The 23,531-nt window shown below is 66.2% G+C and carries 18 protein-coding genes and 2 pseudogenes; 13 read left to right on the top strand and 7 right to left on the bottom strand.

The genetic code is table 11. The features are described from left to right. Positions 1-101 precede the first annotated feature (101 nt). Positions 102-890 (top strand): N-acetylmuramoyl-L-alanine amidase, encoded by a 789-nt coding sequence (locus tag PSTAB_RS19940; RefSeq protein WP_011915059.1) that lies wholly within the window; start codon positions 102-104, stop codon positions 888-890. Between the two features lie 2 nt (positions 891-892). Here the strand turns inward: PSTAB_RS19940 and PSTAB_RS19935 are convergent, their stop codons facing one another. From PSTAB_RS19935 to algB, 3 genes are read right to left on the bottom strand one after another with little or no spacing between them, the layout of a single operon-like run. After that, the gene (locus PSTAB_RS19935) at positions 893-1,297 is read right to left on the bottom strand and encodes a DUF1330 domain-containing protein (RefSeq protein WP_011915058.1); all 405 of its coding nucleotides are present in this window, start codon (positions 1,295-1,297) and stop codon (positions 893-895) included. A gap of 24 nt (positions 1,298-1,321) precedes the next feature. Further along, complete coding sequence (locus tag PSTAB_RS19930) at positions 1,322-3,109, bottom strand: KinB sensor domain-containing domain (RefSeq protein ID WP_013984403.1); 1,788 nt, start codon at positions 3,107-3,109, stop codon at positions 1,322-1,324. After that, positions 3,106-4,452 carry a sigma-54-dependent response regulator transcription factor AlgB gene (gene algB, locus PSTAB_RS19925; protein ID WP_011915056.1) on the bottom strand — a complete coding sequence of 449 codons (1,347 nt, stop codon included), beginning with the start codon at positions 4,450-4,452 and terminating at the stop codon, positions 3,106-3,108. The genes PSTAB_RS19930 and algB overlap by 4 nt, the downstream gene beginning before the upstream one ends. Before the next feature lie 304 nt (positions 4,453-4,756). Between algB and PSTAB_RS19920 the strand changes: the two genes are divergently transcribed. From PSTAB_RS19920 to PSTAB_RS19905, 4 genes are all read left to right on the top strand, one after another. Continuing rightward, a complete protein-coding gene (locus PSTAB_RS19920) occupies positions 4,757-5,188 on the top strand; it encodes a PA2169 family four-helix-bundle protein (protein WP_013984402.1) in 432 nt (143 codons plus the stop codon). A 179-nt stretch (positions 5,189-5,367) separates the two neighbouring features. Further along, positions 5,368-5,604, top strand: coding sequence for a hypothetical protein (locus PSTAB_RS19915; protein ID WP_013984401.1), 237 nt, complete (start codon positions 5,368-5,370; stop codon positions 5,602-5,604). A gap of 111 nt (positions 5,605-5,715) precedes the next feature. Beyond that, complete coding sequence (locus PSTAB_RS21000; RefSeq protein ID WP_003282841.1) at positions 5,716-5,886, top strand: DUF1328 domain-containing protein; 171 nt, start codon at positions 5,716-5,718, stop codon at positions 5,884-5,886. Between the two features lie 394 nt (positions 5,887-6,280). Continuing rightward, positions 6,281-7,510: a nucleoside recognition domain-containing protein gene (locus PSTAB_RS19905; RefSeq protein WP_013984399.1), complete on the top strand. Its 1,230-nt coding sequence runs from the start codon at positions 6,281-6,283 to the stop codon at positions 7,508-7,510. Between the two features lie 96 nt (positions 7,511-7,606). Here PSTAB_RS19905 and PSTAB_RS19900 read toward each other — a convergent pair whose 3' ends face one another. Beyond that, a complete protein-coding gene (locus tag PSTAB_RS19900; RefSeq protein WP_013984398.1) occupies positions 7,607-10,156 on the bottom strand; it encodes a TRAP transporter permease in 2,550 nt (849 codons plus the stop codon). A gap of 264 nt (positions 10,157-10,420) precedes the next feature. Beyond that, on the bottom strand, positions 10,421-11,386 hold the full coding sequence (locus tag PSTAB_RS19895) for a TAXI family TRAP transporter solute-binding subunit (RefSeq protein ID WP_011915051.1): 966 nt from the start codon (positions 11,384-11,386) through the stop codon (positions 10,421-10,423). A gap of 606 nt (positions 11,387-11,992) precedes the next feature. Here PSTAB_RS19895 and PSTAB_RS19890 point away from each other — a divergent pair. From PSTAB_RS19890 to PSTAB_RS19880, 4 genes and pseudogenes are all read left to right on the top strand, one after another. Beyond that, complete coding sequence (locus PSTAB_RS19890) at positions 11,993-13,579, top strand: methyl-accepting chemotaxis protein (protein ID WP_013984395.1); 1,587 nt, start codon at positions 11,993-11,995, stop codon at positions 13,577-13,579. A gap of 296 nt (positions 13,580-13,875) precedes the next feature. Further along, entirely contained in the window at positions 13,876-14,040 is a 165-nt protein-coding gene (locus PSTAB_RS21825) for a hypothetical protein (protein ID WP_013984394.1), read from the top strand. A 151-nt stretch (positions 14,041-14,191) separates the two neighbouring features. Beyond that, positions 14,192-14,947, top strand: a pseudogene (locus tag PSTAB_RS19885) (PAS domain-containing protein); the annotation flags it as partial. A gap of 154 nt (positions 14,948-15,101) precedes the next feature. After that, positions 15,102-17,027, top strand: a complete 1,926-nt coding sequence (locus PSTAB_RS19880; RefSeq protein ID WP_013984392.1) for a sensor domain-containing diguanylate cyclase — start codon at positions 15,102-15,104, stop codon at positions 17,025-17,027. Here the strand turns inward: PSTAB_RS19880 and PSTAB_RS19875 are convergent. After that, positions 17,008-18,408 (bottom strand): sensor histidine kinase, encoded by a 1,401-nt coding sequence (locus PSTAB_RS19875; protein WP_013984391.1) that lies wholly within the window; start codon positions 18,406-18,408, stop codon positions 17,008-17,010. The two genes, PSTAB_RS19880 and PSTAB_RS19875, sit on opposite strands and share 20 nt — an antisense overlap. Next, complete coding sequence (locus tag PSTAB_RS19870) at positions 18,401-19,072, bottom strand: response regulator (RefSeq protein WP_013984390.1); 672 nt, start codon at positions 19,070-19,072, stop codon at positions 18,401-18,403. The genes PSTAB_RS19875 and PSTAB_RS19870 overlap by 8 nt, the downstream gene beginning before the upstream one ends. Before the next feature lie 181 nt (positions 19,073-19,253). Between PSTAB_RS19870 and PSTAB_RS19865 the strand changes: the two are divergent. From PSTAB_RS19865 to PSTAB_RS19850, 4 genes and pseudogenes are all read left to right on the top strand, one after another. Then, positions 19,254-20,509, top strand: a pseudogene (locus PSTAB_RS19865) (OprD family porin). A 27-nt stretch (positions 20,510-20,536) separates the two neighbouring features. Next, positions 20,537-21,511, top strand: coding sequence for a tripartite tricarboxylate transporter substrate binding protein (locus tag PSTAB_RS19860; protein WP_013984388.1), 975 nt, complete (start codon positions 20,537-20,539; stop codon positions 21,509-21,511). Positions 21,512-21,571: 60 nt separating this feature from the next. Further along, positions 21,572-22,015 carry a tripartite tricarboxylate transporter TctB family protein gene (locus PSTAB_RS19855; RefSeq protein WP_011915042.1) on the top strand — a complete coding sequence of 148 codons (444 nt, stop codon included), beginning with the start codon at positions 21,572-21,574 and terminating at the stop codon, positions 22,013-22,015. A gap of 1 nt (position 22,016) precedes the next feature. After that, the gene (locus PSTAB_RS19850; protein WP_013984387.1) at positions 22,017-23,531 is read left to right on the top strand and encodes a tripartite tricarboxylate transporter permease; all 1,515 of its coding nucleotides are present in this window, start codon (positions 22,017-22,019) and stop codon (positions 23,529-23,531) included.

The following is a 23,531-nucleotide window of genomic DNA, read 5'->3' as shown; positions in this document are numbered from 1 at the left end:
GGTATAATCACGACCCTCGCCGCTCCGGCATCGAATCGCCACCGCATGCCGGGCTCCTGCCCATCTGCGTCATTTGCGCCGTCGACACAGAGGTCGTCCCGATGAAATTGCTCTCCGCTACCCTCTTGCTTCTGCTGCTTGCAGGCTGTGCCAGCGGCCCACGCATCGACACCAGCCACAGCTCGATCGGCCACGACAGCCGCGTCCAGTTCATCGTGCTGCATTACACCTCCACCGACCTGCCGCGCTCGCTGGAGCTGCTCAGTGGGCGCGATGTGAGCAGCCACTACCTGATCGGTGAGTCGCCGGCGACCATCTACCGCCTGGTGGACGAGGATCGCCGCGCCTGGCATGCCGGGGAGAGCGAATGGAACGGGCGTACCTGGCTGAACGCCACCTCGATCGGCATCGAGCTGGTCAATCAGGGCTACGAGCAGAGCGCGGACGGACGGCGGCTCTGGTATCCCTACTCGCAGGCGCAGATCGATGCGCTGGTGGTACTGCTCAAGGACATCATGGCGCGTCATGGCCTGAAACCGGGCGCCATCATCGGCCACAGCGACATCGCGCCGCAGCGCAAGGTCGATCCGGGGCCGCTGTTTCCCTGGAAGCGTCTGGCCGAGGAGGGCCTGGTGCCCTGGCCGGATGCCGGCGCGGTGGCGGCGGCGCAGGCGCACTACGCCGCGGCGGGGCTGCCGGCGATCGGCTGGTTCCAGGAGGCACTGGCGGCGCAGGGTTATCGGGTACCCCGCCACGGCCATCTGGATGACGAGACGCGCAATGTGATCGCCGCGTTCCAGATGAAGTACCGCCCGACCCGCTTCGATGGAGAGCCGGACGCGGAAACCGCGGCGATGCTGCAGGTGCTGGTCGCCCAGGCGAGCCGCTGACCTCAGTAGCGGGTGGTGCCGATCAGTCTCGAGTCGGCCAGGGCCGCACTGCGGTGCTCGGCGGCGGCCTGGTATTCGCGGTCGCTGAGCATGGCCAGGAAGGCTTCCTTGGACGGGTAGCTGACCAGCAGCAGGTCATCCCATTCTTCCTCCGGCGGCGCGATCAGCGTCGCATGGGCCTTGGCGCGCAGCTCCACCGCGCCGCCACCGGCCTGCACCTTGGTCAGCGCCACGCGGCTGTAGCGGGCATAGGCCTCGCGGCCGCTGCAGGGGCTGTGCGGGCTGCCCGGCGGGTAGGTGGCCTGGGCGTTGTAGCGCAACAGATTGAGCATCAGGATCGGCACGCCCGAGGGCATCGCCGCCACATAGTCGGCGAGCTGCTCGGGGCTGGGGTTCAGACTCGGCATGGCAGGTTCCTCGATGGGGCGCCGTCAGATCGGCAGCGCCACGTAGAAGATAGTGCCGTGGCCGATCCGCGAGTGCACGCCAATGCGGCCACCATGCAGCTGGGCAATTTCCTTGCATAAGGCAAGCCCCAGTCCGGCCCCGCCGCGACGGCGGCCGATCTGCACGAAGGGTTCGAAGATGCGTGCCTGCTGGCTGTAGGGAATGCCTTCGCCGTTGTCCTCGACGCTGAGGATCAGCCGCTCGCCATGATGCCGCGCCAGCAGGCGCACCTCGCCGCCCCTGGGCGTGTGGCGCAGGGCGTTGCTCAGCAGGTTGTCCAGCACCCGCTCGATCTGCTGGCGGTCGAGCATCAGCGTTGGCAGTGGCTGCTGCAGCTCCAGCTTGAGCTGCACGTCCTGCTCGGCGGCGTTGACCTCGAAGCGCTGGCGCGCGGCTTCGAGCAGCTCCGGCACGTCGCACTGCTCCAGCTCCAGTTTCTGCTGGCCGCTCTGGTAGCGGGAGAAATTGAGCAGGTCGTTGATCAGCCTGACCAGGCGCTGCATTTCCTCGTGCACCGTATCGAACAGGTCGGATTCGCGACTGTCGGCGGGGTAGCGCAGACGCTCGCGCAACAGGCTGAAGGCCATCTGCATGCCGGTGACCGGGGTGCGCAGTTCGTGGGAGGCGCGCAGCACGAATTCGTTGCGCACGCGTTCGAAGGTGCGCTGGTCGGTGACGTCGTGCAGCACCATCACCGCGCCACTGATGCTGCCGTCGTGGTGGCTGACCGGGCTGATGCGCCAGGCCAGCAGGCGCCGTTCGCCGTCGGCCTCGATGACCAGATCCTCTGGCGGGTCGGACAGCGGCTTGTCGTCCAGTACCTGCCGCGCGGCGTTGTCCAGTTGCGGATAGCCCAGCGCTTCGCCAAGGGTGGAGCCCAGGTGCTCGTTCTCCCAGGCCAGCTGTCGCTGCGCCACCGGGTTGGCGTGCTCCAGGCGACCGTCGCGGTCGACGATCAGCAGGCCGTCGTCGATGCTGTCGAGCAACGCCTGCAGGCGCTGTTGACCGTTTACCAGGGCCTCCACGTTGGTCTGCTTGAACTCGTGCAGAGCCTGCGCCATGAGACCGAAGCGCCGGCTCAGGGACGACAGCTCGGCGATCGGCGGGGTCGGCAGGGCGATGTTGAAATCCCCGCGGCCGATCTGGTCGGCAGCGGCGGACAGCCGCTCGATCGGCTCGCCGAAACGTCGCGCGAAGCTGTGCGCGGTAATGAAGCCGATCAGCAGCACGGCTATCGCGGTGAGTCCCAGCAGGCCCGCCAGCAGCGAGGCGCGATCACGGCTGCGCAGCTCGGTGTCGCGGATCTTGTCGTAGGCCGCGCCCTGCATGTCGGTCATCAGGCCGCGGACCTTGTTGAAGGACTGGCTCAGCGGGTTGTCTTCCAGCAGGGTCAGGTTCTGATGGCGGCTGGCTTCGATCTGCTGCAGAAAGGCGGCATAGGCGCTGGCGACTGCACGGAAGGCCTGGCGGTCGACATCGTCGTTGGCCTCGGCGATGCCGCGCTCCAGGGTCTGCTGGAAGCTCTGGCGCAGCGGGGCGAGCGCCTCGCTGCGGTTGTCGTCGGTAAGCATCACGATCAGATGATTGCCCAGCGTCTGACGCAACTGCTGGTTGATCTCGATGATGCTGAAGTTGTCGCGGATCAGCTGCTCCTGGCTCTTGGCCATCTTCATCACGCTGACCAGCGCCAGCAGCAGGCCCAGCAGGGCCACCGTCATCAGTGCCGAGAACCCGAGGAAGAGTCGGGTTCGCAGCTTCATCTGCAGTTTCATAGGCCGTACTGCTTGCGCTTTCTGTACAGGGTCGAGGCGTCGATGCCGAGGATGCGTGCGGCCTGCTCCAGGGTGTCGCTGGTGCTCAGCACGCCGGCGATGTGCGCCTTCTCCAGTGCCTCGAGGCTCAGCGGCTCGCCGATGCGCGGCGCGTTGCTACCTGCCTGTTCGCCGAGCCCGAGGTGGTTGACCTCGATCATCTGCTGCGGGCAGATGATGCTTGCCCGCTCCACCACGTTGCGCAGTTCGCGCACGTTGCCGGGCCAGCGATAGGCCTTGAGCGCCGCCACTGCGGCATCGCTGAAGCCGCGCGCCGGGCGCCCGTAGTTCTTGACGAAGGCGGCGAGGAAGCGCTCGGCCAGGGCCAGTACGTCTTCCGGGCGCTCGCGCATCGGCGGCAGATTGAGGGTGATGACGTTGAGGCGGTAGAGCAGGTCCTCGCGGAACTTGCCCTCGCGGACCATCTCCTCGAGATTGAGGTTGGTCGCCGCCAGGATGCGCACATCGGCGCGGCGGGTGACCGGGTCGCCGACGCGTTCGTATTCCTTGTCCTGGATGAAGCGCAGCAGCTTGGGTTGCAGCGCCAGCGGGAAGTCGCCGATCTCGTCGAGGAACAGCGTGCCGCCGTCGGCCTGGTTGACCCGACCGAGGGTGCTTTCGGTGGCTCCGGTGAAGGCACCGCGGTTGTGTCCGAACAGCTCGCTTTCCATCAGGTCGGCCGACAGTGACGGGCAGTTGATGGTGACGAAGGCCTTCTTCGAGCGCCGGCTCCAGGTGTGGATGGCACGCGCCAGCTCGCCCTTGCCGGTGCCGGATTCGCCGAGGATGAGGATGTTGGCATCGGTGTCGGCGACCTGCCGAGCGGTCTCCAGCACGGCCATCATCGCCGGGCTGTGCGAGCCAAGCGCATCGCTGCGCTGCTTCATCTCGCCTTCCAGTGCTTCCAGGCGCGCTGCCATCTGCCGGACTTCCAGCTGCTTGGCGGCCGACAGACGCAGCTGTTCGGGGCTGCAGGGCTTGAGCAGGTAATCCGCGGCGCCGGCCTGCATGGCATCGACCGCTGTGTCCACCGCCGAGTGGGCGGTGACGATCACCACGCGCATCCAGGGCGCCAACGTGCGCATCTGCTGTAGCACGTCCAGACCGTTGTCTTCGCCCAGGCGCAGGTCGAGGAAGCACAGATCGAACACCTGGCGCTGCAGGATCGCTTCGGCCTGTGCGGCGCTAGCTGCCGTCATCACGGTATAGCCACGGTCTTCCAGGCAGTAACGAAAGGTACGCAGGATCGCCGCTTCGTCATCCACCAGGAGGATGCGTCCGCCGTTGTCCGTCGTTTGGTCCATGGATGCTCCCATCAAAAGGCGAGTTCGGTCGCTGTAGAGATTCGATTATGGCGTGTCGAGCGCCGTCGCGGCGCCGTTGCGTTGCTGGCGAGTGCTTTAGTCTATGAAAAGTCTTGCAAGTTGCACGGTGCTGGCAAGGCTTTCCTGCATGCTGCATTCCCCTGTGCAGAGGGGCGCGTCCAAGTGCCTGATTTGTCGGGGGCGCCAATGGCCGCGCGGGTGGCATGGCGCTTGCGACCCTCTGGAGACGGGTGCCGACCCATTCACGGGCGGCCACATCTGTCGCAACCACGCAGGAGGTGTCATGAACAAGTCCATGAACCAGCTCAACGAGCTCATCGAGATCACCCGCGACGGGCAGCGTTTCTACCAGCATGCCGCCGAGGAAGTAACGGACGTCGAGCTGCAGCACCTGTTCCGCGATCTGGCCCAGGCCAAAACTCAGATCATCCAGGCCCTGAGCGTCAAGGTCGCCGCCAGCCATGAACAGCCTTCGCAGGGCGGCACGCTGACCGGGCGCATGCGCGAGCTGTACGCCGACACCCGTTCGCGCATCGGCGATCACGACACGCCCTATGTTGATCAGCTCGAGCAGACCGAAGCACACATCCTGGAGGCTTTCGAAGACGCCGTGCAGGACGCCGAGCCGGATGTACGGGCTTTGCTGGCTATTGAGCTGCCCAAGCTGCGTACCTGCCACGAGCGCATGCGCCAGCTCAAACAGGCCCGACACTGATTCGTGCAAAACGCCCGGCTGGCTAGGGGCTGCCTTGCAATTTGAGTTGCATGCAGCGATTTGCCATAAGTACAAGTCATTGATCTTAAAGGATTTTTATATGTTCGGAAGGCTGGCACGACGCCTGCAATAACAGAGTTATCGAAACGAAGTTCGCCACGCTTAGAAGGAGTTGAGGAATGAATCGCCAAGCCCGCTTATCGCTAGCCAGCAAGGGTTTCCTCTCTGCTGCGGTTGTCATGCTGATCATGGGTGCCGAGCGCCCGCTGTCGCAACCGCTCAGCCAGGCGCAACAGAATTCCGCGGAACGAATCGGTATGTACGACGCTCAACCTATTGAGCTCATGCGAACCGGACAAGAACCGCAAATCATCGATTATCGCCAGGCGCCTGCCGAGCAGCGCTGGGTGTTCTGAGCAACGAAGGGGACGTGCGAGCGAACCAGCAGGGATGCGTAACAACAATCGATGCCGATCGGACTGATCTGATCCGCTGAGAACCGTTCCTGAACCAAGAGGAGTCACACCATGCTGAGTTGGGCCATTACCTTCCTGATCATTGCCATCATCGCTGCAGTTCTGGGCTTCGGTGGTATCGCAGGCACTGCTACAGGTATTGCGAAGATCCTGTTCGTGGTCTTCCTGGTGCTGTTCGTGGCATCGCTGATCTTCGGCCGCGGCCGCGGACCGCGTGTCTGATGCGTCGATAGCCGCCCGCAAGGGCGGCTGCATTGGAGTACCAGCGGCATAGGAAGCCAAATTCGCCGGGTCATGTTCGGCCTACGAAGGTGATCCACAAAGCGCGCAGGGTGTAACGACCACGCGCGCTCAACCCCTGCAACGGGGTGAACCATGGGGTCGGGTTGTTCTGCCTGGCGGAACGACCTAGGGGTACAGGGAGTACCTCCATTTACTGGACCGGGTTCTGCAAGCTGCGGCCGGTGGTGGCGTGATCGCCACCCCGGCATGCGGCGACAACCATCCGCTTTTCTCCCGCATATTCCCTCTCTTTACTCGTCTTGCTGCCGATCTGCGGATGACCCCTGCGCGCCCGCACCGCTATCATCGCGGCCAGCTTTGACGGGAGAACGACATGCTCAATGGCCTCTGGCTGGGCTTTTTTCTGGTCGCCGCGCTGGCTGCCCTGGGGCGCTGGCTGATCGGTGGCGATCCCGCGGTGTTCGCCGCGCTGGTGGAGAGCCTGTTCGCCATGGCCAAGCTGGCCGTGGAAGTGATGATCGTGCTGTTCGGCACCCTGACGCTCTGGCTGGGTTTCCTGCGCATCGCCGAAAAGGCCGGGCTGATCGAGCTGCTGGCGCGGCTGCTCGGGCCGCTGTTCCGCCGGCTGATGCCGGAAGTGCCGGCCGGGCACCCGGCGCTGGGGCTGATCACGCTCAATTTCGCCGCCAACGGGCTTGGTCTGGACAACGCCGCGACGCCTATTGGCCTCAAGGCGATGCGCGCACTGCAGGAGCTGAACCCGCTGCCCAGCGTGGCCAGCAATGCGCAAATCCTCTTCCTGGTGCTCAACACCTCTTCGCTCACGCTGCTGCCGGTGTCCATCTTCATGTACCGCGTGCAGCAGGGCGCGGACGACCCGACCCTGGTGTTCCTGCCGATTCTGCTGGCCACCAGTGCCTCGTCCCTGGCGGGCCTGCTGGCAGTGGCGCTGGTGCAGCGCCTGCGCCTGTGGGACCCGGTGGTGCTGGCCTATTTCATTCCCGGTGCGCTGCTGCTCGGCGGTTTCATGGCCCTGCTGGCAGGGCTGTCGGCCACCGCGCTGGCGTCGCTGTCCTCGTTGCTGGGCAACCTGACCCTGTTCGGCCTGATCATCGCCTTCCTCGTCGTCGGAGCGCTGCGCAAGGTGCCGGTGTACGAGGCGTTCGTCGAGGGCGCGAAGGAAGGCTTCGACGTCGCCAAGAGCCTGTTGCCGTATCTGATCGCCATGCTCTGCGCCATTGGCGCCCTGCGCGCATCCGGTGCGCTGGATTTCGGTCTGGAAGGCATTCGCTGGCTGGTCGAAGCGCTGGGCTGGGACACCCGCTTCGTCGACGCCCTGCCTACCGCGCTGGTCAAGCCGTTCTCCGGCAGCGCGGCGCGGGCGATGCTGATCGAGACCATGCAGAGTCAGGGCGTGGACAGCTTCCCTGCGCTGGTCGCGGCGACGGTGCAGGGCAGTACCGAGACCACCTTCTACGTGCTGGCGGTGTACTTCGGTGCGGTCGGCATCCAGCGCGCGCGGCATGCGGTGGGCTGTGCCCTGGTCGCGGATCTGGCCGGCATCATCGCTGCCATCGCGGTGTGCTACTGGTTCTTCGGTTGATCGTGGTGCCCTGGCGCGGGTACGCCGGTGGGAGCACCAAATGAACAACCCCGGCACGCTCGCACGTGACCGGGGTTTCAGACGCTTCCGGGTCGATCAGGTCTGACGGCGGCGGCGCTGCATCCAGACGATCAGGCCGAACAGCAGGAAGCCCGGAATCCACATGAATTCCTTCGGCCAGCGGTCGGTCGGCGCGCGTACCGAGAGAATCTGCTGGTCGAACTCCAGCCCCGCCTCGGCAGCCGGGCTGCCGAACGTGACGCTGTCCACCAGCAGCTTGCCGTCCTGCTCGTAGGTCATCAGGCCGATCTTCTCCAGCTTCTCCTCGCCCGAGGCGCCGTCCGGGATCGCCAGCAGCAGCACGAACTCACGGGCATCGCCCACTGCGTCCTCGCCGAGCACGCGCAGGCGCAGCTGGCTGTCTTCCTCGACGTTGCCCAGTGCCTCCACCAGCTGCGCCGGCGGAATCTCCTGATACGGGTCATGGATGAGATCCATCCAGAAGCCGGGGCGGAACAGGGTGAAGGCCACCAGCAGCAACAGCAGGCTCTCGTACCAGCGGCTGCGCACCAGGAAATAGCCCTGGGTGCCGGCGGCGAAGATCAGCATGGCGATGGTGGCGACGATAAAGATCAGCACGCCGTGCAAGAAGTCCACGCCTATCAGCAGCAGGTCGGTGTTGAAGATGAACAGGAACGGCAGCGCCGCGGTGCGCAGGCTGTAATAGAACGCGGCCACCCCGGTGCGGATCGGATCGCCCTTGGACACCGCCGCCGCGGCGAACGAGGCCAGGCCCACCGGCGGCGTCACGTCGGCCATGATGCCGAAGTAGAAGACGAACAGATGCACCGCGATCAGCGGCACGATCAGCCCGTTCTGCTGGCCCAGCGCGACGATCACCGGCGCCAGCAGGCTGGACACCACGATGTAGTTGGCGGTGGTGGGCAGGCCCATGCCGAGGATCAGGCTGAGGAAGGCGGTGAGCAACAGCATCAGCAGCAGATTGCCCATCGACAGCAGTTCCACCAGATCCGCCAGCACCAGGCCCACGCCGGTCTGCGACACCGCACCGACGATGATGCCCGCCGCCGCGGTCGCGATGCCGATGCCGATCATGTTGCGCGCACCGGCGATCAGGCCCTCGCGCAGGTCGACCAGGCCATCCATCGCGTTGCCGTGGACCTCGCCGCCATCGCCGCGCATCCAGGACAGCAGCGGGCGCTGGGTGAGCAGGATGATGACCAGCATCACCGTGCCCCAGAACGCCGACAGGCCGGGGGACAGCCGTTCGATCATCAGGCACCAGACCAGCACCACCACCGGCAGCAGGAAATGCAGGCCGGAAAGCAGCACGGCACGGCTGTTCGGCAGTTCCTCCAGCGGCTTGTCCGGGTCCTCGGCCGGCAGCGGCGGATTGCTCGCCGCCACCTTCAGCAGGCCCAGGTAGACAATCGCCAGCAAGGCGCCGATGCCGGGCAGCGCGTAGTCGCCGAGTACCGGCTTGAGCCAGCCGAGGCCGTAGTAGACCGTCAGCGACAGCCCGGAAATCAGCGCCGCGCCGAAGGCGAAGCCGGTCAGGCGACGCAGCCAGGGCTTGGGCTGGTGCGTGCCGATCGGCTGCATGCCCTGCTTGAGCGCTTCCAGATGCACGATGTAGAGCAGCGCGATGTAGGAAATGCTGGCCGGCAGGAAGGCGTGCTTGATGATCTCGACATAGGGAATGCCGACGTACTCGACCATCAGGAACGCCGCGGCGCCCATCACCGGCGGCATGATCTGGCCATTGACCGAAGACGCCACTTCCACCGCGCCGGCCTTTTCCTTGGAAAAGCCGACCTTCTTCATCATCGGGATGGTGAAGGTGCCGGTGGTCACCACGTTGGCGATCGACGAGCCGGAGATCATCCCGGTCAGCGCCGAGGACACCACCGCCGCCTTGGCCGGACCGCCGCGCATGTGGCCGAGCAGGCTGAACGCCAGCTGGATGAAATAATGTCCGGCGCCGGCGCGTTCGAGCAGCGCGCCGAACAGCACGAAGAGGAAGACGAAACTGGTGGATACGCCCAGGGCGATGCCGAACACGCCCTCGGTGGTGATCCACTGGTGGTTGGCCATCGCGGTGAAACTCACCCCGCGGTGCGCCAGCAGGCCGGGCATCCAGGGGCCGGCGACGCTGTAGACGAGGAACACCAGGGCGATGATCGCCAGCGGCGGGCCGAGGGCGCGGCGGGTGGCCTCCAGCAACAGGGGAATGCCGATGCAGGCGGTAATCAGGTCCGCGGTGGTCAGGCTGCCCGGGCGCTGGGCCAGTTGTTCATAGAAGATGAACAGATAGGCGGCACTGGCGGCGGCGACCAGACCCAGCGCGATGTCGACCAGCGGTACCCGGTCGCGCGGCGAGCGCTTGAAGGCCGGGTAGGCGAGAAACGCCAGCAGCAGCGCGAACGCCAGGTGGATCGAGCGCGTCTCGGTGTCGTTGAGCACGCCGAAGCGCAGCAGGAACGGCAACGGCGAGGCGATCCACAGCTGGAACAGCGACCAGGCCAGCGCCAGCCCGGCGATGATCTGCGCCATCGCACCTTCGGGCAGGCGCGCACCGACGTCCTGGGCGATCAGCTCCTCGGTGGAGAGTTGTTTGTCTTGCATGAAATGAGGCCTGTTTTTCAGGGTTCGGAAACCGCAGAAACCCGTGGCCGGTGGGGCTCACGGGTTTCCGGTATAGGCGAAGGACTGCGCAGCGCAGCGCGAGTGCCGCGCTGCGCAAGTCCTAAGAGCCTGTTCACGATCTCGCGAGCTAGAGCCATGCAAGGCAAAAACAGGCGAGGAAGCGGAGTTTACTGATGTAAATGAGCATTCCGAGCCTGTTTTTAACGCAGCAGGGCCGACGCGCAGCAGATCATGAACAGGTTCTTACAGCCAGCCGCGCTCCTTATAGTAGCGCTCGGCGCCTTCATGCAGCGGCGCGCTCAGGCCGACTTCGATCATCTCTTCCGGCTTCAGGTCCTTGAAGGCCGGATGCAGGCGCTGGAAGCGCTCGATGTTCTCGAACACCGACTTGACCAGCTGGTAGACCACTTCGGCATCGACCTTGGAGGTAGTGGACAGCACGGCCTTGCCACCGATGGACTGGGTCGCCTGGTCGTTGCCCTTGTACAGGCCGCCGGGAATCTCGGCCTTGGTGTAGTAGCTGCGCTCTTCGAGCAGCTTGTCGATCTCCGGGCCGGTGATCGGCACCAGCACCGCGTCGGTGGTGGTGGTGGCTTCCTGGATCGCGCCGTTGGGGTGACCGACGAAGTAGGTCATGGCATCGATGTTGTTGTCGCCCAGTGCGCTGGCCTGCTCAGCCGGCTTCAGCTCGGCGGCCAGGGAGAACACCGACTTGTCCCAGCCCTTGACCTTCATGATCTCTTCGAGGGTGTCGCGCTGACCGGAACCGGGGTTGCCGATGTTGACGCGCTTGCCCTTGAGGTCATCGAGCCCCTTGATGTTGGCGCTGCGACGGGCCAGTACGGTGAAGACTTCGCTCTGCAGGGAGAACACCGCGCGGATGTCGTCCATCTTCCCTTCTTTCTCGAAGGGTGCGACGCCTTCCATTGCCTTGTACTGGTGGTCGGACTGCATGATGCCGAAGTTGAATTCGCCACTGCGCAGACCGTTGACGTTGGCCACGCCGCCGCCGCTGGCCGGGGCGTTGCACTTGATGTTTTCCGCATTGCGGTTGACGAAGCGGCAGATCGATTGCCCGGCTACGTAGTAAACGCCGGTCTGCCCGCCCGTGCCGATGGTGACGAACTTCTCTTGCGCCTGTGCCACTGTGCTCAGGCCGGTTCCCGCCAGAGCAGCGGTAAAGATCCATGCCAAGGATTTGCCTTTCATGGATGCACTCCTTTTTGGTTGTTTTCGGAATCCCGGGCATCCCTTGTGAGTCTGCGCGGAACTTGAGTCTAGCAGGCGGCTGCGCCTGGAACAGCCCACGGACCCCGCCATGCCGATCCGCTAATCCGCGCACCCTTTGCTACGACCGACTTGCCGACCAAGGGTTGCGGAGGGGCGCGCGAAATTTCTTGTTATAAAGCTGTACAGAGAAGACTTGTTTGTACAATATTGATATCACTTTGGCATGTACGGAATAAAAGCCGACCAGCGGAGTAGGACTTCAGTCGCATTGCACGCGGAAAGCAGGTGCCATCATTATGGCATCAGTCTCCAGGCGAGGAGACATGCTGACCGGACAGGACCGACGGGCCTGTCGACTGAAGCGCCATCAAGGATCACCCGCAGGGACGGTTCGATGCTGGCGCTTTTTTCATGCCCGTTTTCCGCGCGACAAAAACGATACAAACGACCCGTTGGGCCGTCCGAGGCAGGGACCATCACCGCAGGGTGAGCGATTGGCAGGAGCGCCCGATGCACCCGAGGTGCGTCGACACGAGACGTGCATGGCGGAACAGAACGACAACTGCCTTGCTCACGAGAGCCACCATGCGCATGAATCTGCCGGTCACCGGCCGCGATGTTTCCATCAGCGATACCGCCAATATCCTTTCCACCACGGATCTCAACGGTGACATCACCTATGTGAATCCGGATTTCATCAAGATCAGCGGCTTCGACGAGGACGAGCTGCTCGGCCAGCACCACAACATCGTGCGCCATCCGGACATGCCCCGCGAGGCGTTCGCCGACCTCTGGTCCAGCGTGCGCGGCGGCAATTCTTGGATGGGCATGGTCAAGAACCGCTGCAAGAACGGCGATCACTACTGGGTCAGCGCGTTCGTCACCCCGATCAGCCGCAATGGCCGGGTGGTCGAGTACCAGTCGGTGCGCACCAAGCCGCAGCCGGCGCAGATCGCCGCCGCCGAAGGGTTGTACGCCCAGCTGCGTGACCTGCGGCCGCCGGCGGCGCTGCGGCGCGCGCCGCTCAGCGCGCGCAGTCGCGTGGCGCTGTGCGCCGCGTTGGGTGCGGCCCCGTGCGTGATCGGCGGAGCCCTGCTCGGTGGTGTTGGCCTGGGTGTGGCGCTGCTTACCGCGACGGTGGCGGCCGCGGCGGCCAGCGCTCTGACCTACCTGGCGCTGGCGCCCCTGCAGCGACTCGCCGAACAGGCGCGCCGGGTCGGCGACAATCCGGTGGGGCAGCTGATCTACGCCGGCCGGCGTGACGAGTACGGCCAGATCGCCTTCGCCATGAAGATGCTGGAAACCGAAGCCGGCGCCATGGTCGGCCGCATCGGCGACGCCTCGCGCCAGCTCAGCCAGCACGCCCATGAACTGCTCGGCGCGATGGACAGCAGCACCGAGAGCGCGGCGCGCCAGCAGAGCGAAACCGATCAGGTCGCCACCGCGATCAACCAGATGGCGGTCAGTGTGCAGGACGTGGCGAACAACGCCCAGCGCACCGCGGAAGCGGCCAGCCGCGCCGACAACGAAGCGGCCACCGGCACCGAGGTGGTCAATCGCACCGGCGTCGCCATCGGCCAGCTGGCGCAGGACATCCAGCATGCCGGCGACGTGATCCACCAGCTGGAAGCGCACAGCAACGACATCACCAAGGTGCTCGATGTCATCCGCGGCATCGCCGAGCAGACCAATTTGCTGGCGCTCAACGCAGCCATCGAGGCGGCGCGTGCCGGCGAGCAGGGCCGGGGCTTCGCCGTGGTCGCCGACGAGGTGCGCAGCCTGGCCTCGCGCACTCAGCAGTCGACCCGGGAGATCAACGACATGATCGGCGCGCTGCAGGGCGGTGCGCGTCAGGCGGTGGAAGTCATGCAGCGCAGCCGCGAGCAGGCCATGCAGAGCGTCGACCAGGCCGAACAGGCGGCGCGCTCGCTGCAGGGCATCAACAGCCGCGTCAACGAGATCAGTGCGATGAGCATGCAGATCGCCGCGGCGGTGGAGCAGCAGAGCGCGGTCAGCGAGAACATCAACCAGAACATCGTCAGCATTCGCGGCGGTTCCGATCGTCACGTGGAGAGCGGTCTGCGTAGTCGGCAAAGCGCCTCGGGCGTCGCCGAGCTGGCCGGCAGCATGGAGATGCTGGTGCAGCAATTCTGGACACGACGACGCGGCTGACGTACAGCCGGTGACCCAGCTTGGTGCAGGCCGCAGACGCCGAACGCCGCCGCCTGCACCGGCATCGATGGGCTTGTTACGGCGCATGCGTGCAGGCAGAATGCCACTATTTTCGCATGCTGCGAAAGCTGCTTTACCGCTCAGGACAATCGGACCTGATAGCTAAGGCGCCAGCCGTGACATCCCTCCGGGATGAACCTCGACTGGCGCCTTTTTTTTATTGCTCTGAAACCAGCCGGCCGACCACCGGGGCCAAGCCGGCACCCAATCTGCATGTGGCACACGAAGACGAACCGATGCTGACCGAAGAAGCCCTGCGTACCGCGCTGGAAGACACCATCCAGGTGCTCGAACGCACCCGCCGCTCGTTCAAGTCCCGCGAGCTCGGCCAGTTGCGCCGGCGCCTGATCGATCTGCTCGAACAACTGGAAACCGATACCGGCGAGAAAGAGGAGGGCTGACTGCACAGTCGTCACGACAGCAAGGTAAACAGCAACGCAGCAAGCAGCATGTAAACAAGAAGGTGCTTCGCACCGATCCGAGCGCCGCCACCAGAAGCGGCGCCGAACCTGCCTCGCGTACTCAGACCATTTTTCCAAGGAAGATCTGTTTATGCGCCTCAACCTGCCCGTCAGCGGCCGTGAAGTCATGGTCGGTGAAACGGCGAACATCCTGTCCACCACCGATCTCAAAGGCACCATCACCTACGCCAACCCGGACTTCGTCGCGATTTCCGGCTTTGACGAAGCCGAACTGCTCGGCGCGCCGCATAACCTGGTCCGTCACCCGGACATGCCGGTCGAAGCCTTCGCCGATCTCTGGCAGACGCTGCAGACGAGCCGCTCGTGGATGGGCATCGTCAAGAATCGCTGCAAGAACGGCGACCACTACTGGGTCAGCGCCTTCGCTACACCGGTCAGCCGCGACGGCAAGGTGGTGGAATACCAGTCCGTGCGGACCCGCGCCCAACCCGAGCAGATCCGTGCTGCCGAGGCGCTGTATGCCGCGCTGCGCGATGGCCGTGGCGCGCGGGCACTGCGTTGCACCATGGGCCTGCGCGAGCGAGTGGCGCTGCTGGCCGCCGGTGCCGGTGCGCTCGGTGTGGCCCTCGGTAGCCTGTTGGGTTCGGCTCCTGTCATTGCCACAGTGGCCGGGCTGGCGACGGGAGCGGCCGCCGCCGCGCTTGCGGCATTCACCCTGGCGCCGCTGTCGCGGCTGGCCCGGCAGGCGCGGCGAGTGGGGCACAACCCGGTCAGTCAGCTGATCTACACCGGGCGCAAGGTTGAAATCGGCGAGATCGCCTTCGCCATGAAGATGCTGGAAACCGGTGTGGCGCAGCTGGCCGACGGCATGCTCGAACTGGTGCAGCAGTTCTGGGCGCGACGACGGGCCTGACGGCAGCCTGTCGCCCGGAGCGGGACAACGTGCCATCACAGTGGCATCATGGCGACGAGCGCGTCGTTGGATAAATGGCGCCGGTTAGCTGGCAGTACGCCAGCCCGTTGCACCCCGAGGCAATCCCATGACACGTCTGCTCCTGCTGCTGTTGGCCTGCCTGCTGCTGTCGCCTACGGTGGCCGCCACCGCGGCCGGCTCGGCGGCGGTCCAGACACGCGGCGCCTCGACCCTGCAGCTCGGCGCCCTGGAGTACGTGCTCGGCATGCCCGCGGCGGACTTCGACGCAGCGGCCAGCGACGCCTGGCCATGGCAACCGCTGGCGCGTCCGACGCTGGGCAAGCAGCCCGACGGTGCCTGGCTGCGCCTGTTCTTGCGCAACGGCGGGACGGATGCGCGGCTCTGGTACCTGTTGCTGAAGTGGCCGGTGCTCGACCGGGTCGCGGTGCGCCTGCACTACCCGGACAGCGGTCGCTGGGGTGCCCCGATGCTGGCAGGCGACGCCCTGGCGCTGAGCGCTCGGCCGCTGGCCGACCATCATTTCGTCTACCCACTCGAGCTGCCGCCGGGCGAGCGGGCGGTGGTCTATCTGCAGGTGCAGGCCCGCGAAACCCTGGCGTTGCCGCTGGAGCTGATCGACGAGAAGCAGTTCGTCGAGGGCCGCCTGCGGGACGTCACCCTGGTCAGCCTGTTCTTCGGCGGCATCCTGGTGATCGTGCTGTACAACCTGAGCCTGCTGGTCTTCACCCGTGACGGCAGCTACTTCTTCTACGTGCTCTATCTGCTCAGTGCGGTGTTCTACGTGCTGAGCATCACCGGCTTCGGCCAGCTCTATCTCTGGCCGGAAATACCCGAGCTGTCGGCGCGCTTCTACGGACTGTCCGCCGCGCTGTGCTTCTTCACACCGATGCTGTTCGCCCTGCGCTTTCTCGGCGTGCGCCGCTACGGCGGCTGGGTGTGGTGGGTGTCCATCACGCTGACGCTGTACTGGGGCGCGGCGGTGCTGGTTCTGCTGCTGGTGCCGACGTTGGGGCGCTACCTGTTCATGGAAAGCGTCGCGCTGCCGCATTGCGGGCTGACCATGGCGGTAACGCTCAACCTCTGGGCGCGTGGCAATCCGTCGGCGCGGCTGTTCAGCATCGCCTGGAGCGCGCTGCTGATCTTCACCGTGGTCAACCTGCTGGCCCTCAATGGCGTGCTGCCGCTCAACGCCTGGACCTTGAACGGCCAGCTGATCGGCATGTTCACCGAGTTCGTGCTGCTCTCCATGGCGCTGGCCGAGCGCATCAACATCGAGCGCAACCGGCGTATCGCGGCGCAGCAGCTGGCCCTGGAGACCTCCGAGTCGCTCGCCGCCGAGCGCGCCCTGCACCTGCAGGCCAAGCAGGAGGCGCTGGACCTGCAGCTGCAGGCCAACGAGGTGCTGGAGGCGCGGGTCTACGAGCGCACCCGCGCGCTGGAAGAAGCCAGGCAGGGACTGGAGACCGCCAATGCCGAACTGCTGCGCCTGAGCGCCACCGACGCGCTGACCCAGCTGGCCAACCGCCGGCGCTTCGACAGCGTGCTGGACGAGGAGATTCGCCGTGCCCGCCGCAGCGGCAGCCCGCTGGCAGTGCTGCTGGCCGACATCGATCACTTCAAGCGCATCAACGACAGCTATGGCCATCCGTTCGGTGACGAGTGCCTGCGCCAGGTGGCGGCGGTGCTCATGGCGCATTGCCAGCGTGCCGGTGACCTGGCGGCACGCTATGGCGGCGAGGAGTTCGTCGTGCTGCTGCCGGCATCCGATCAGCGCCAGGCGGTTGTGCTGGCGGAGCGGATCCGCCAGGACATCGAGTGCCTGCAGCTGCGCCACGGCGACCTGCCGGTGGCGTTGACCATCAGCCTTGGCGTCGCCACGCTGGGGTCGACCTGTGTCTCGGCAGAGGCGCTGCTGGCCGCTGCGGATGCGGCGCTGTATGCCGCCAAGCACGCCGGTCGCAACCGGGTGGTCTGTGCGCCCGAGGCGGCGATCGGCGAAACCGGCCCCGGCGTCAGCCCTCAGCCGGTATGAAGCGCACCCGCACCAGCAGCCCGCCCAGCGCACCCTGATCGAGGCTGATCTCGGCGCGGTGGGCGCGGACGATCTCGCCGACGATGGCCAGACCCAGGCCGGCGCCATGGCCGCTGGTGTCGCGGCGATAGAAGCGGGCAAAGACGCGATCGCGCTCGGCGACCGGAATGCCAGGGCCGTCGTCCTCCACCTCCAGCACGGCGCCGTCGAGCACCCGCAGCACCACGTTGCCGCCACCGACGGTATGCGCCAGGGCGTTGTCCAGCAGGTTGCTCAGCAGTTCGCTGATCAGCGTCGGCTCGCCGTCGATCCATACCGGCGCCTCGGCTTCCAGGGCCAGGGCGACGCCGCGCTTGTGCGCCAGTGCCGCCATCGCCAGGCCCAGCTCGCGGGCCAGCTGCGAGAGGTCCAGGCGCTGCGCGCCGCCCTCGGCGATGGACTGTGCGCCGCTTTCGATGCGCGCCAGGGAAAGCAGCTGATTGGCCAGGTGGATGACCTTGTCGGTGCTCTGTCCGGCGTCCTCCAGGGTGCTGCGCCAGGCGGCGGGATCGGCGTCGCGCAGGCCCAGCTCGATACGCGCCTTGAGGGCCGCCAGCGGCGTGCGCAGCTCGTGGGAGGCGTCGGCGATGAAGCATGCCTGGCGTTCGAACTGACCGCGCAGGCGTTCGGTGAAGCCGTTGAGCGCGACCACCAGCGGGCGCAGCTCGCGCTGCACGCTGACCAGCGGCAGCGGCCGCAGATCGTCCGGTGCACGTTCCTGCACCGCCTCGCTGAGCCGGCCCAGCGGCCGCAACGCGGCACTTACCGCCAGCCATACCAGCAGCAGCGCGGCGACGGCCATCAGCCCGACCCGCCACAGGGTATCGGTGAGCAGGCTGCGCGCCATGCGCTCCCGGGCGCCGAGGGTCTCGGCCACGCGGATCTCGGCGATGCCGTTGAGCTCCGGCTCGCTGACCGGCTGCAGCAGGCTCACCAGGCGCACGCCCTGGCCCTGGAACTCGCCATCGTAGAAACGCGCCAGGGCCGGGTAATCGTCGGTGCGCGGGGTGTCGGCGGCAGGGGCGGGCAGGTTCTCGTAGCCGCTGACCAGGCGCCCCTGGATGTCCAGCACCCCGTAGTAGATGCGTCCGGCGCTGTCATAGGCGAAGGTGTCGAGCGCCACGTAGGGCACGTTGGCGCGCAGCACACCCTCGTGAGTGACCAGGCCGTCGGCGATGGCTCGGGCAGAGGCGAGCAGGGTGCGGTCGTAGGCGGTATCGGCAGCGGCACGGCCGTTCCAGTAGGCACTCCAGCCGCTGAACAGCAGCAGCAGCGCGAGCAGGATCGCCAGCCGGCGCAGCAGCCGGGCACGCAGGCTGCCGGCGACCTCCGGCTCAGCCATCGAGCGCCTCGAGCATGTAGCCCAGGCCGCGGAAGGTGACGATGCGCACCGGTTGGCCCTCGAGCTTCTTGCGCAGCCGGTAGACATAGATCTCGATGGCGTCGGCGCTGGCGTCCTCGTCCAGGCCGAACACCTGGGCGGCCAGCTGATCCTTGCTCATCACCCGGCCGGGACGGGCGATCAGTGCCTCGAGCACGCCCTGTTCCCGGGAGGTCAGCGTCAGCGGCTCCTCGGCCAGGCTGAAGCGCCGCGCATCCAGGTCGTAGACCAGTACACCGCAGCGCTGCTGGCGCTCGCCGCCGCCGACGCTGCGTCGCAGCAGCGCCTTGACCCTTGCTTCCAGCTCGGACAGCTCGAACGGCTTGGCCAGGTAGTCGTCGGCACCGAGGTTGAGGCCGTGCACGCGATCGCTGACCTCACCGCGCGCGGTGAGCATCAGCACCGGCAGCGTCTTGCCGCGCTCGCGCAGGCGCGCCAGCACCTGAAAGCCATCCAGCCGTGGCAGCCCGACGTCGAGAATCGCCAGCGCATAGTCCTCGCTGGCCAGCGCCAGGTCGGCGGCGATGCCGTCGTGCAGCAGGTCCACGGTCCAGCCGGCGCCGCGCAGCGCCTGCGCCACGCTCTCGGCCAGCTGGGGGTGATCCTCGACCAGAAGAATCCGCATTGCCTGTCCTCTGCCATTGCGACGGGGCGCCAGTGTAGCGGCAGACGGCAAGAGTCGCCGCAGGCTTTCGACGCTGAAAGGCTGGCGAAAGCTTGACCCCATAGGATCGCTTACAGGTGGCTCGATCCACCTCGCGCGGCGCATGCGCCGTCACAACAAAAACAATAGTGGAGATACCCCGATGCTGACTGCCGTCAGACGCTCACCCGCTCCTGCTCGTCTCGCTCTCGCCGTTGCCGCCGCCTCGCTGGCGCCGCTCGCCCAGGCCGCGTTCATCGAAGACAGCAGTGCAACCCTGCAGACCCACAACATCTACCTGAACCGCGATTTCCGCGAAGGCACCGCCCAGTCCAAGCGCGAAGAGTGGACCCAGGGTTTCACGTGCAGTCCGGCTTCACCGAAGGCACCGTCGGCGTCGGCCTGGATGCGCTGGGCATGCTCGGCGTCAAGCTGGACTCCGGCGGTGGTCGCGCCGGCACTGACCTCTTGCCGGTGCAGGACGATGGCGGCACCCCGGACGAGTTCAGCCGCCTGGGCCTGACCGCCAAGGCGAAGATCGCCGAGACCGAGCTGCGCTATGGCTCGCACATCCCGGAGATGCCGGTGGTCAAGGCCAGCGACAGCCGCACGCTGCCGCAGGTGTTCGAAGGCGGCACCGCCACTTCCAAGGACATCGAAGGGCTGACGCTGATCGGCGGGCGCTTGGACAAGGTCATCGACCGCGCTTCGACCAACTCCCAGGACCTGCAGCTGAACAACAAGAACAGCCGTTTCGCCAGTGCCGCCGAGGCCGATCACCTGACCTTCGCCGGGGCCGAATACGCCTTCAACAAGAACCTCACCGGCCGCTACTACTACGGCGAGCTGGATGATGTATACCGCCAGCATTTCTTCGGCCTGCTGGCGGTCAAGCCGCTGACCGACAACTCCGCGCTGAGCGCCGATCTGCGCGTGATGTTCAGCGACGACACCGGCGCGGCCAACGCCGGCAAGATCGACAACCAGGCCTGGAACGGCATGCTGGGTTACAGCCTCGGCGGGCACAAGGTCAGCCTCGGCTACCAGCAGATGCGCGGCGATACCGGCTATGCCTATATCGATGGCAGCGATCCGTTCCTGGTCAACTTCGTGCAGATCAACGACTTCGCCAACGCCGACGAGCGCTCCTGGCAGGCCCGTTACGACTACAACTTCGCCGCCATGGGCATCCCCGGGCTGACCTTCCTGACCCGTTACATCTCCGGCGACAACGCCGAATACGCGGGCGGCAGCAACGGCAGCGAATGGGAACGCGACATCGAGCTGAAGTACGTGGTGCAGAGCGGCCCGCTGAAGAACGTCGCGGTGCGCTGGCGCAACGCGATGTTCCGCTCCGACTTCGCCCGTGACGCCGACGAGAACCGTCTGATCGTCAGCTACAGCCTGCCGATCTGGTAAACAGAAAAAGAACGCGAGGAACACCCGATGAAAACCAGACTCAGCCGTATCGCCCTGCTGTCGTCCTGCCTGCTGCTCTCCAGCCAGCTGCTGGCCGAGCCCAAGCGCCCCGAGTGCATCGCCCCGGCCAAGCCCGGCGGCGGTTTCGACCTGACCTGCAAGCTGGCCCAGAGCGGCCTGAAGGACGCCGGCCTGCTCAAGGCGCCGATGCGCGTCACCTACATGCCCGGCGGCGTCGGTGCGGTGGCCTACAACGCCGTGGTCGCCCAGCGCGCCGCGGAGGCGGGGACCATCACCGCCTTTTCCAGCGGTTCGCTGCTGAACCTCGCGCAGGGCAAGTTCGGTCGTTACGACGAAACCGCGGTGCGCTGGCTGGCCGCGGTCGGCACCGACTACGGCGCCATCTCGGTGCGTGCCGATGCGCCCTACCAGGACCTCGACGACCTCATCGCCGCGGTGAAGAAGGACCCGGGCAGCGTGGTGTTCGGCGCCGGCGCCACCATCGGCGGGCAGGACTGGATGCAGACCGCACTGATCGCCCGCGCCGCCGGCGTCGATCCGCAGAAGCTGCGCTATGTCGCCTTCGAAGGCGGCGGCGAGACGCTCACCGCCATGCTCGGCGGCCATGTGCAGGTCACCTCCAGCGGCCTCGGCGAAGTCACCCCGCAACTCGACGCCGGCAAGATCCGCATCCTCGCCGTGCTCTCCGACGAGCGCCTGCCGGGCAAGCTGGCCGACATCCCCACCGCCAAGGAGCAGGGCTACGACATCAGCTGGCCGGTGATCCGCGGTTTCTACATGGGGCCGGAAGTCTCCGACGAGGACTTCAACTGGTGGAAGAGCCAGTTCGACAGCCTGTTGGCCGACGAGGACTTCGCCAAGCTGCGCGAGCAGCGCGACCTGTTCCCGCTGTCGATGACCGGCGACGAGCTCAAGGCCTTCGTCGAGAAGCAGGTGCAGGACTACAAGGCGCTGGCCGGCGAGTTCGGCCTGGTCAAGTAACCGAGAACCCGGCCCGGGCCCTCACTGGGGCCGGGCCGTCGCATCCTGAGGTATCCCGTCATGTACGTACGTGTCTTCGCCGCGGCGTGGCTGCTCGCCTGCGCCGGCCTCGCCCTGCTCGCCTGGGGCTTCGAGGCGCCCTTCGCCTACGACCCGGTCGGGCCGCGCGCCTATCCGCTGCTGCTGCTGTTCCTGATGGCCTGTGGTGCGGCGTGGCTGCTGTTCAAGCCGCATGGCGAGCCGACGCCAGCGTTCGATCGAGCCAAGGCGCAGCGGGCCGTGCTCTGCGTGCTGGCGCTGCTGGCCTACGCCCTGCTGTTCGAAATCCTCGGCTTCGTCATCAGCACTGCCCTGGCCGGTTTCGCCCTCGGCCTGCTGTTCAACGGTCGCCTGTGGCCCAGCGTGATCAGCGGCGTGCTGCTCGGCGTGCTGCTCTACGGGCTGTTCGATTACCTGTTGGACGTACCGCTGCCGCTCGGCCTGCTGCGTCTGCTGGAGAGCTGATATGGAAACTTTGAATTTCTTGATGCAGGGCTTCGATGTCGCCACCCGGCCGACCAACCTGCTGGTGGCGCTGTTCGGCGCCTTCGTCGGCACCGTCGTCGGCCTGCTGCCCGGCCTCGGCCCGATCAACGGCGTGGCGTTGCTGCTGCCGTTGGCCTTTGCCCTCGGCCTGCCGCCGGAGACCGCACTGATCCTGCTCGCCGCGGTGTACCTGGGCTGCGAATACGGCGGCCGTATCTCGGCGATCCTGCTCAACGTGCCGGGCGACGCCGCGGCGGTGATGACCACCCTCGACGGCTACCCGCTGGCCCGTCAGGGCAAGGCTGGCATCGCCCTGTCGCTGTCGGCGGTGAGCTCGTTCATCGGCAGCATCATCGCCACCTGCGGCGTGGTGCTGTTCGCTCCGCTGCTGGCCAAGTGGGCGGTGGCCTTCGGCCCGGCGGAATACTTCGTGCTGATGATCTTCGCCATCGCCTGTCTCGGCGGCATGGTCGGCGACAAGCCGGTGAAGACCCTCATGGCCGCGCTGATGGGCCTGGCGCTGGCCACCGTCGGTGTCGACTCGACCACCGGCGTCTACCGCTTCACCTTCGGCAGCGTCAGCCTGTCCGACGGCATCCAGTTCGTCATCGTGGTGATCGGCTTCTTCAGCGTCAGCGAGATCCTGCTGATGCTGGAAAAGACCCACAGCGGGCAGAAGGCGGTCAAGGCCAGTGGCCGGCTGCTGTTCAACTTCAAGGAGTTCTGCCTGACCTTCTGGACCATGGTGCGCAGTGCCGTGGCCGGCTTCGTCATCGGCACCCTGCCGGGCGCCGGGGCGACCATCGCCAGCGCCATGACCTACATGAGCGAGAAGCGCATGGCCGGCGACAAGGGCCGCTTCGGCGATGGCGACCTGCGCGGCCTGGCGGCGCCGGAAGCGGCGAACAACGCCTCGGCCTGCGGTTCGCTGATCCCCATGCTGACCCTCGGCGTGCCGGGTTCGGGCACCACCGCGGTGATGATCGGCGCACTGACGCTGTACAACATCACCCCGGGGCCGCTGTTGTTCGAACAGCAGCCGGACGTGGTCTGGGGTCTGATCGCCTCGCTGTTCATCGGCAACGTGATCCTCTTGATCATGAACATCCCCCTGGTCGGCCTGTTCTCGCGCATGCTCAGCGTGCCGAACTGGGTTCTGGTACCGACGATCACGGTGATCAGCATGGTCGGCGTGTATTCGGTGCACAGCACCGTGTTCGACCTGGTGCTGATGGTCGGCCTCGGCGTGTTCGGCTACCTGCTGCGCAAGCTGGACTTCCCGCTGTCGGCACTGATCCTCGGTTTCGTCCTCGGCGAGATGATGGAAGACAACCTGCGCCGCGCACTGTCGATCTCCAACGGTGAGCTGGGCATTCTCTACGGCAGCCCGATCACCCTGGCACTGTGGGGGCTGACCGTGGCGATGCTGGCCATGCCGGGGCTGCGCTGGTACCTCAAGCGTCGTCGCGGCAACGCGGTCGAGGCACAGGCCTGA

It is taken from the genome of Stutzerimonas stutzeri (assembly GCF_000219605.1).
GTDB classification, from domain to species: domain Bacteria; phylum Pseudomonadota; class Gammaproteobacteria; order Pseudomonadales; family Pseudomonadaceae; genus Stutzerimonas; species Stutzerimonas stutzeri.
Note: the sequence above shows the minus strand (reverse complement) of the source record. Positions and strands in the feature narration are given on the sequence as shown.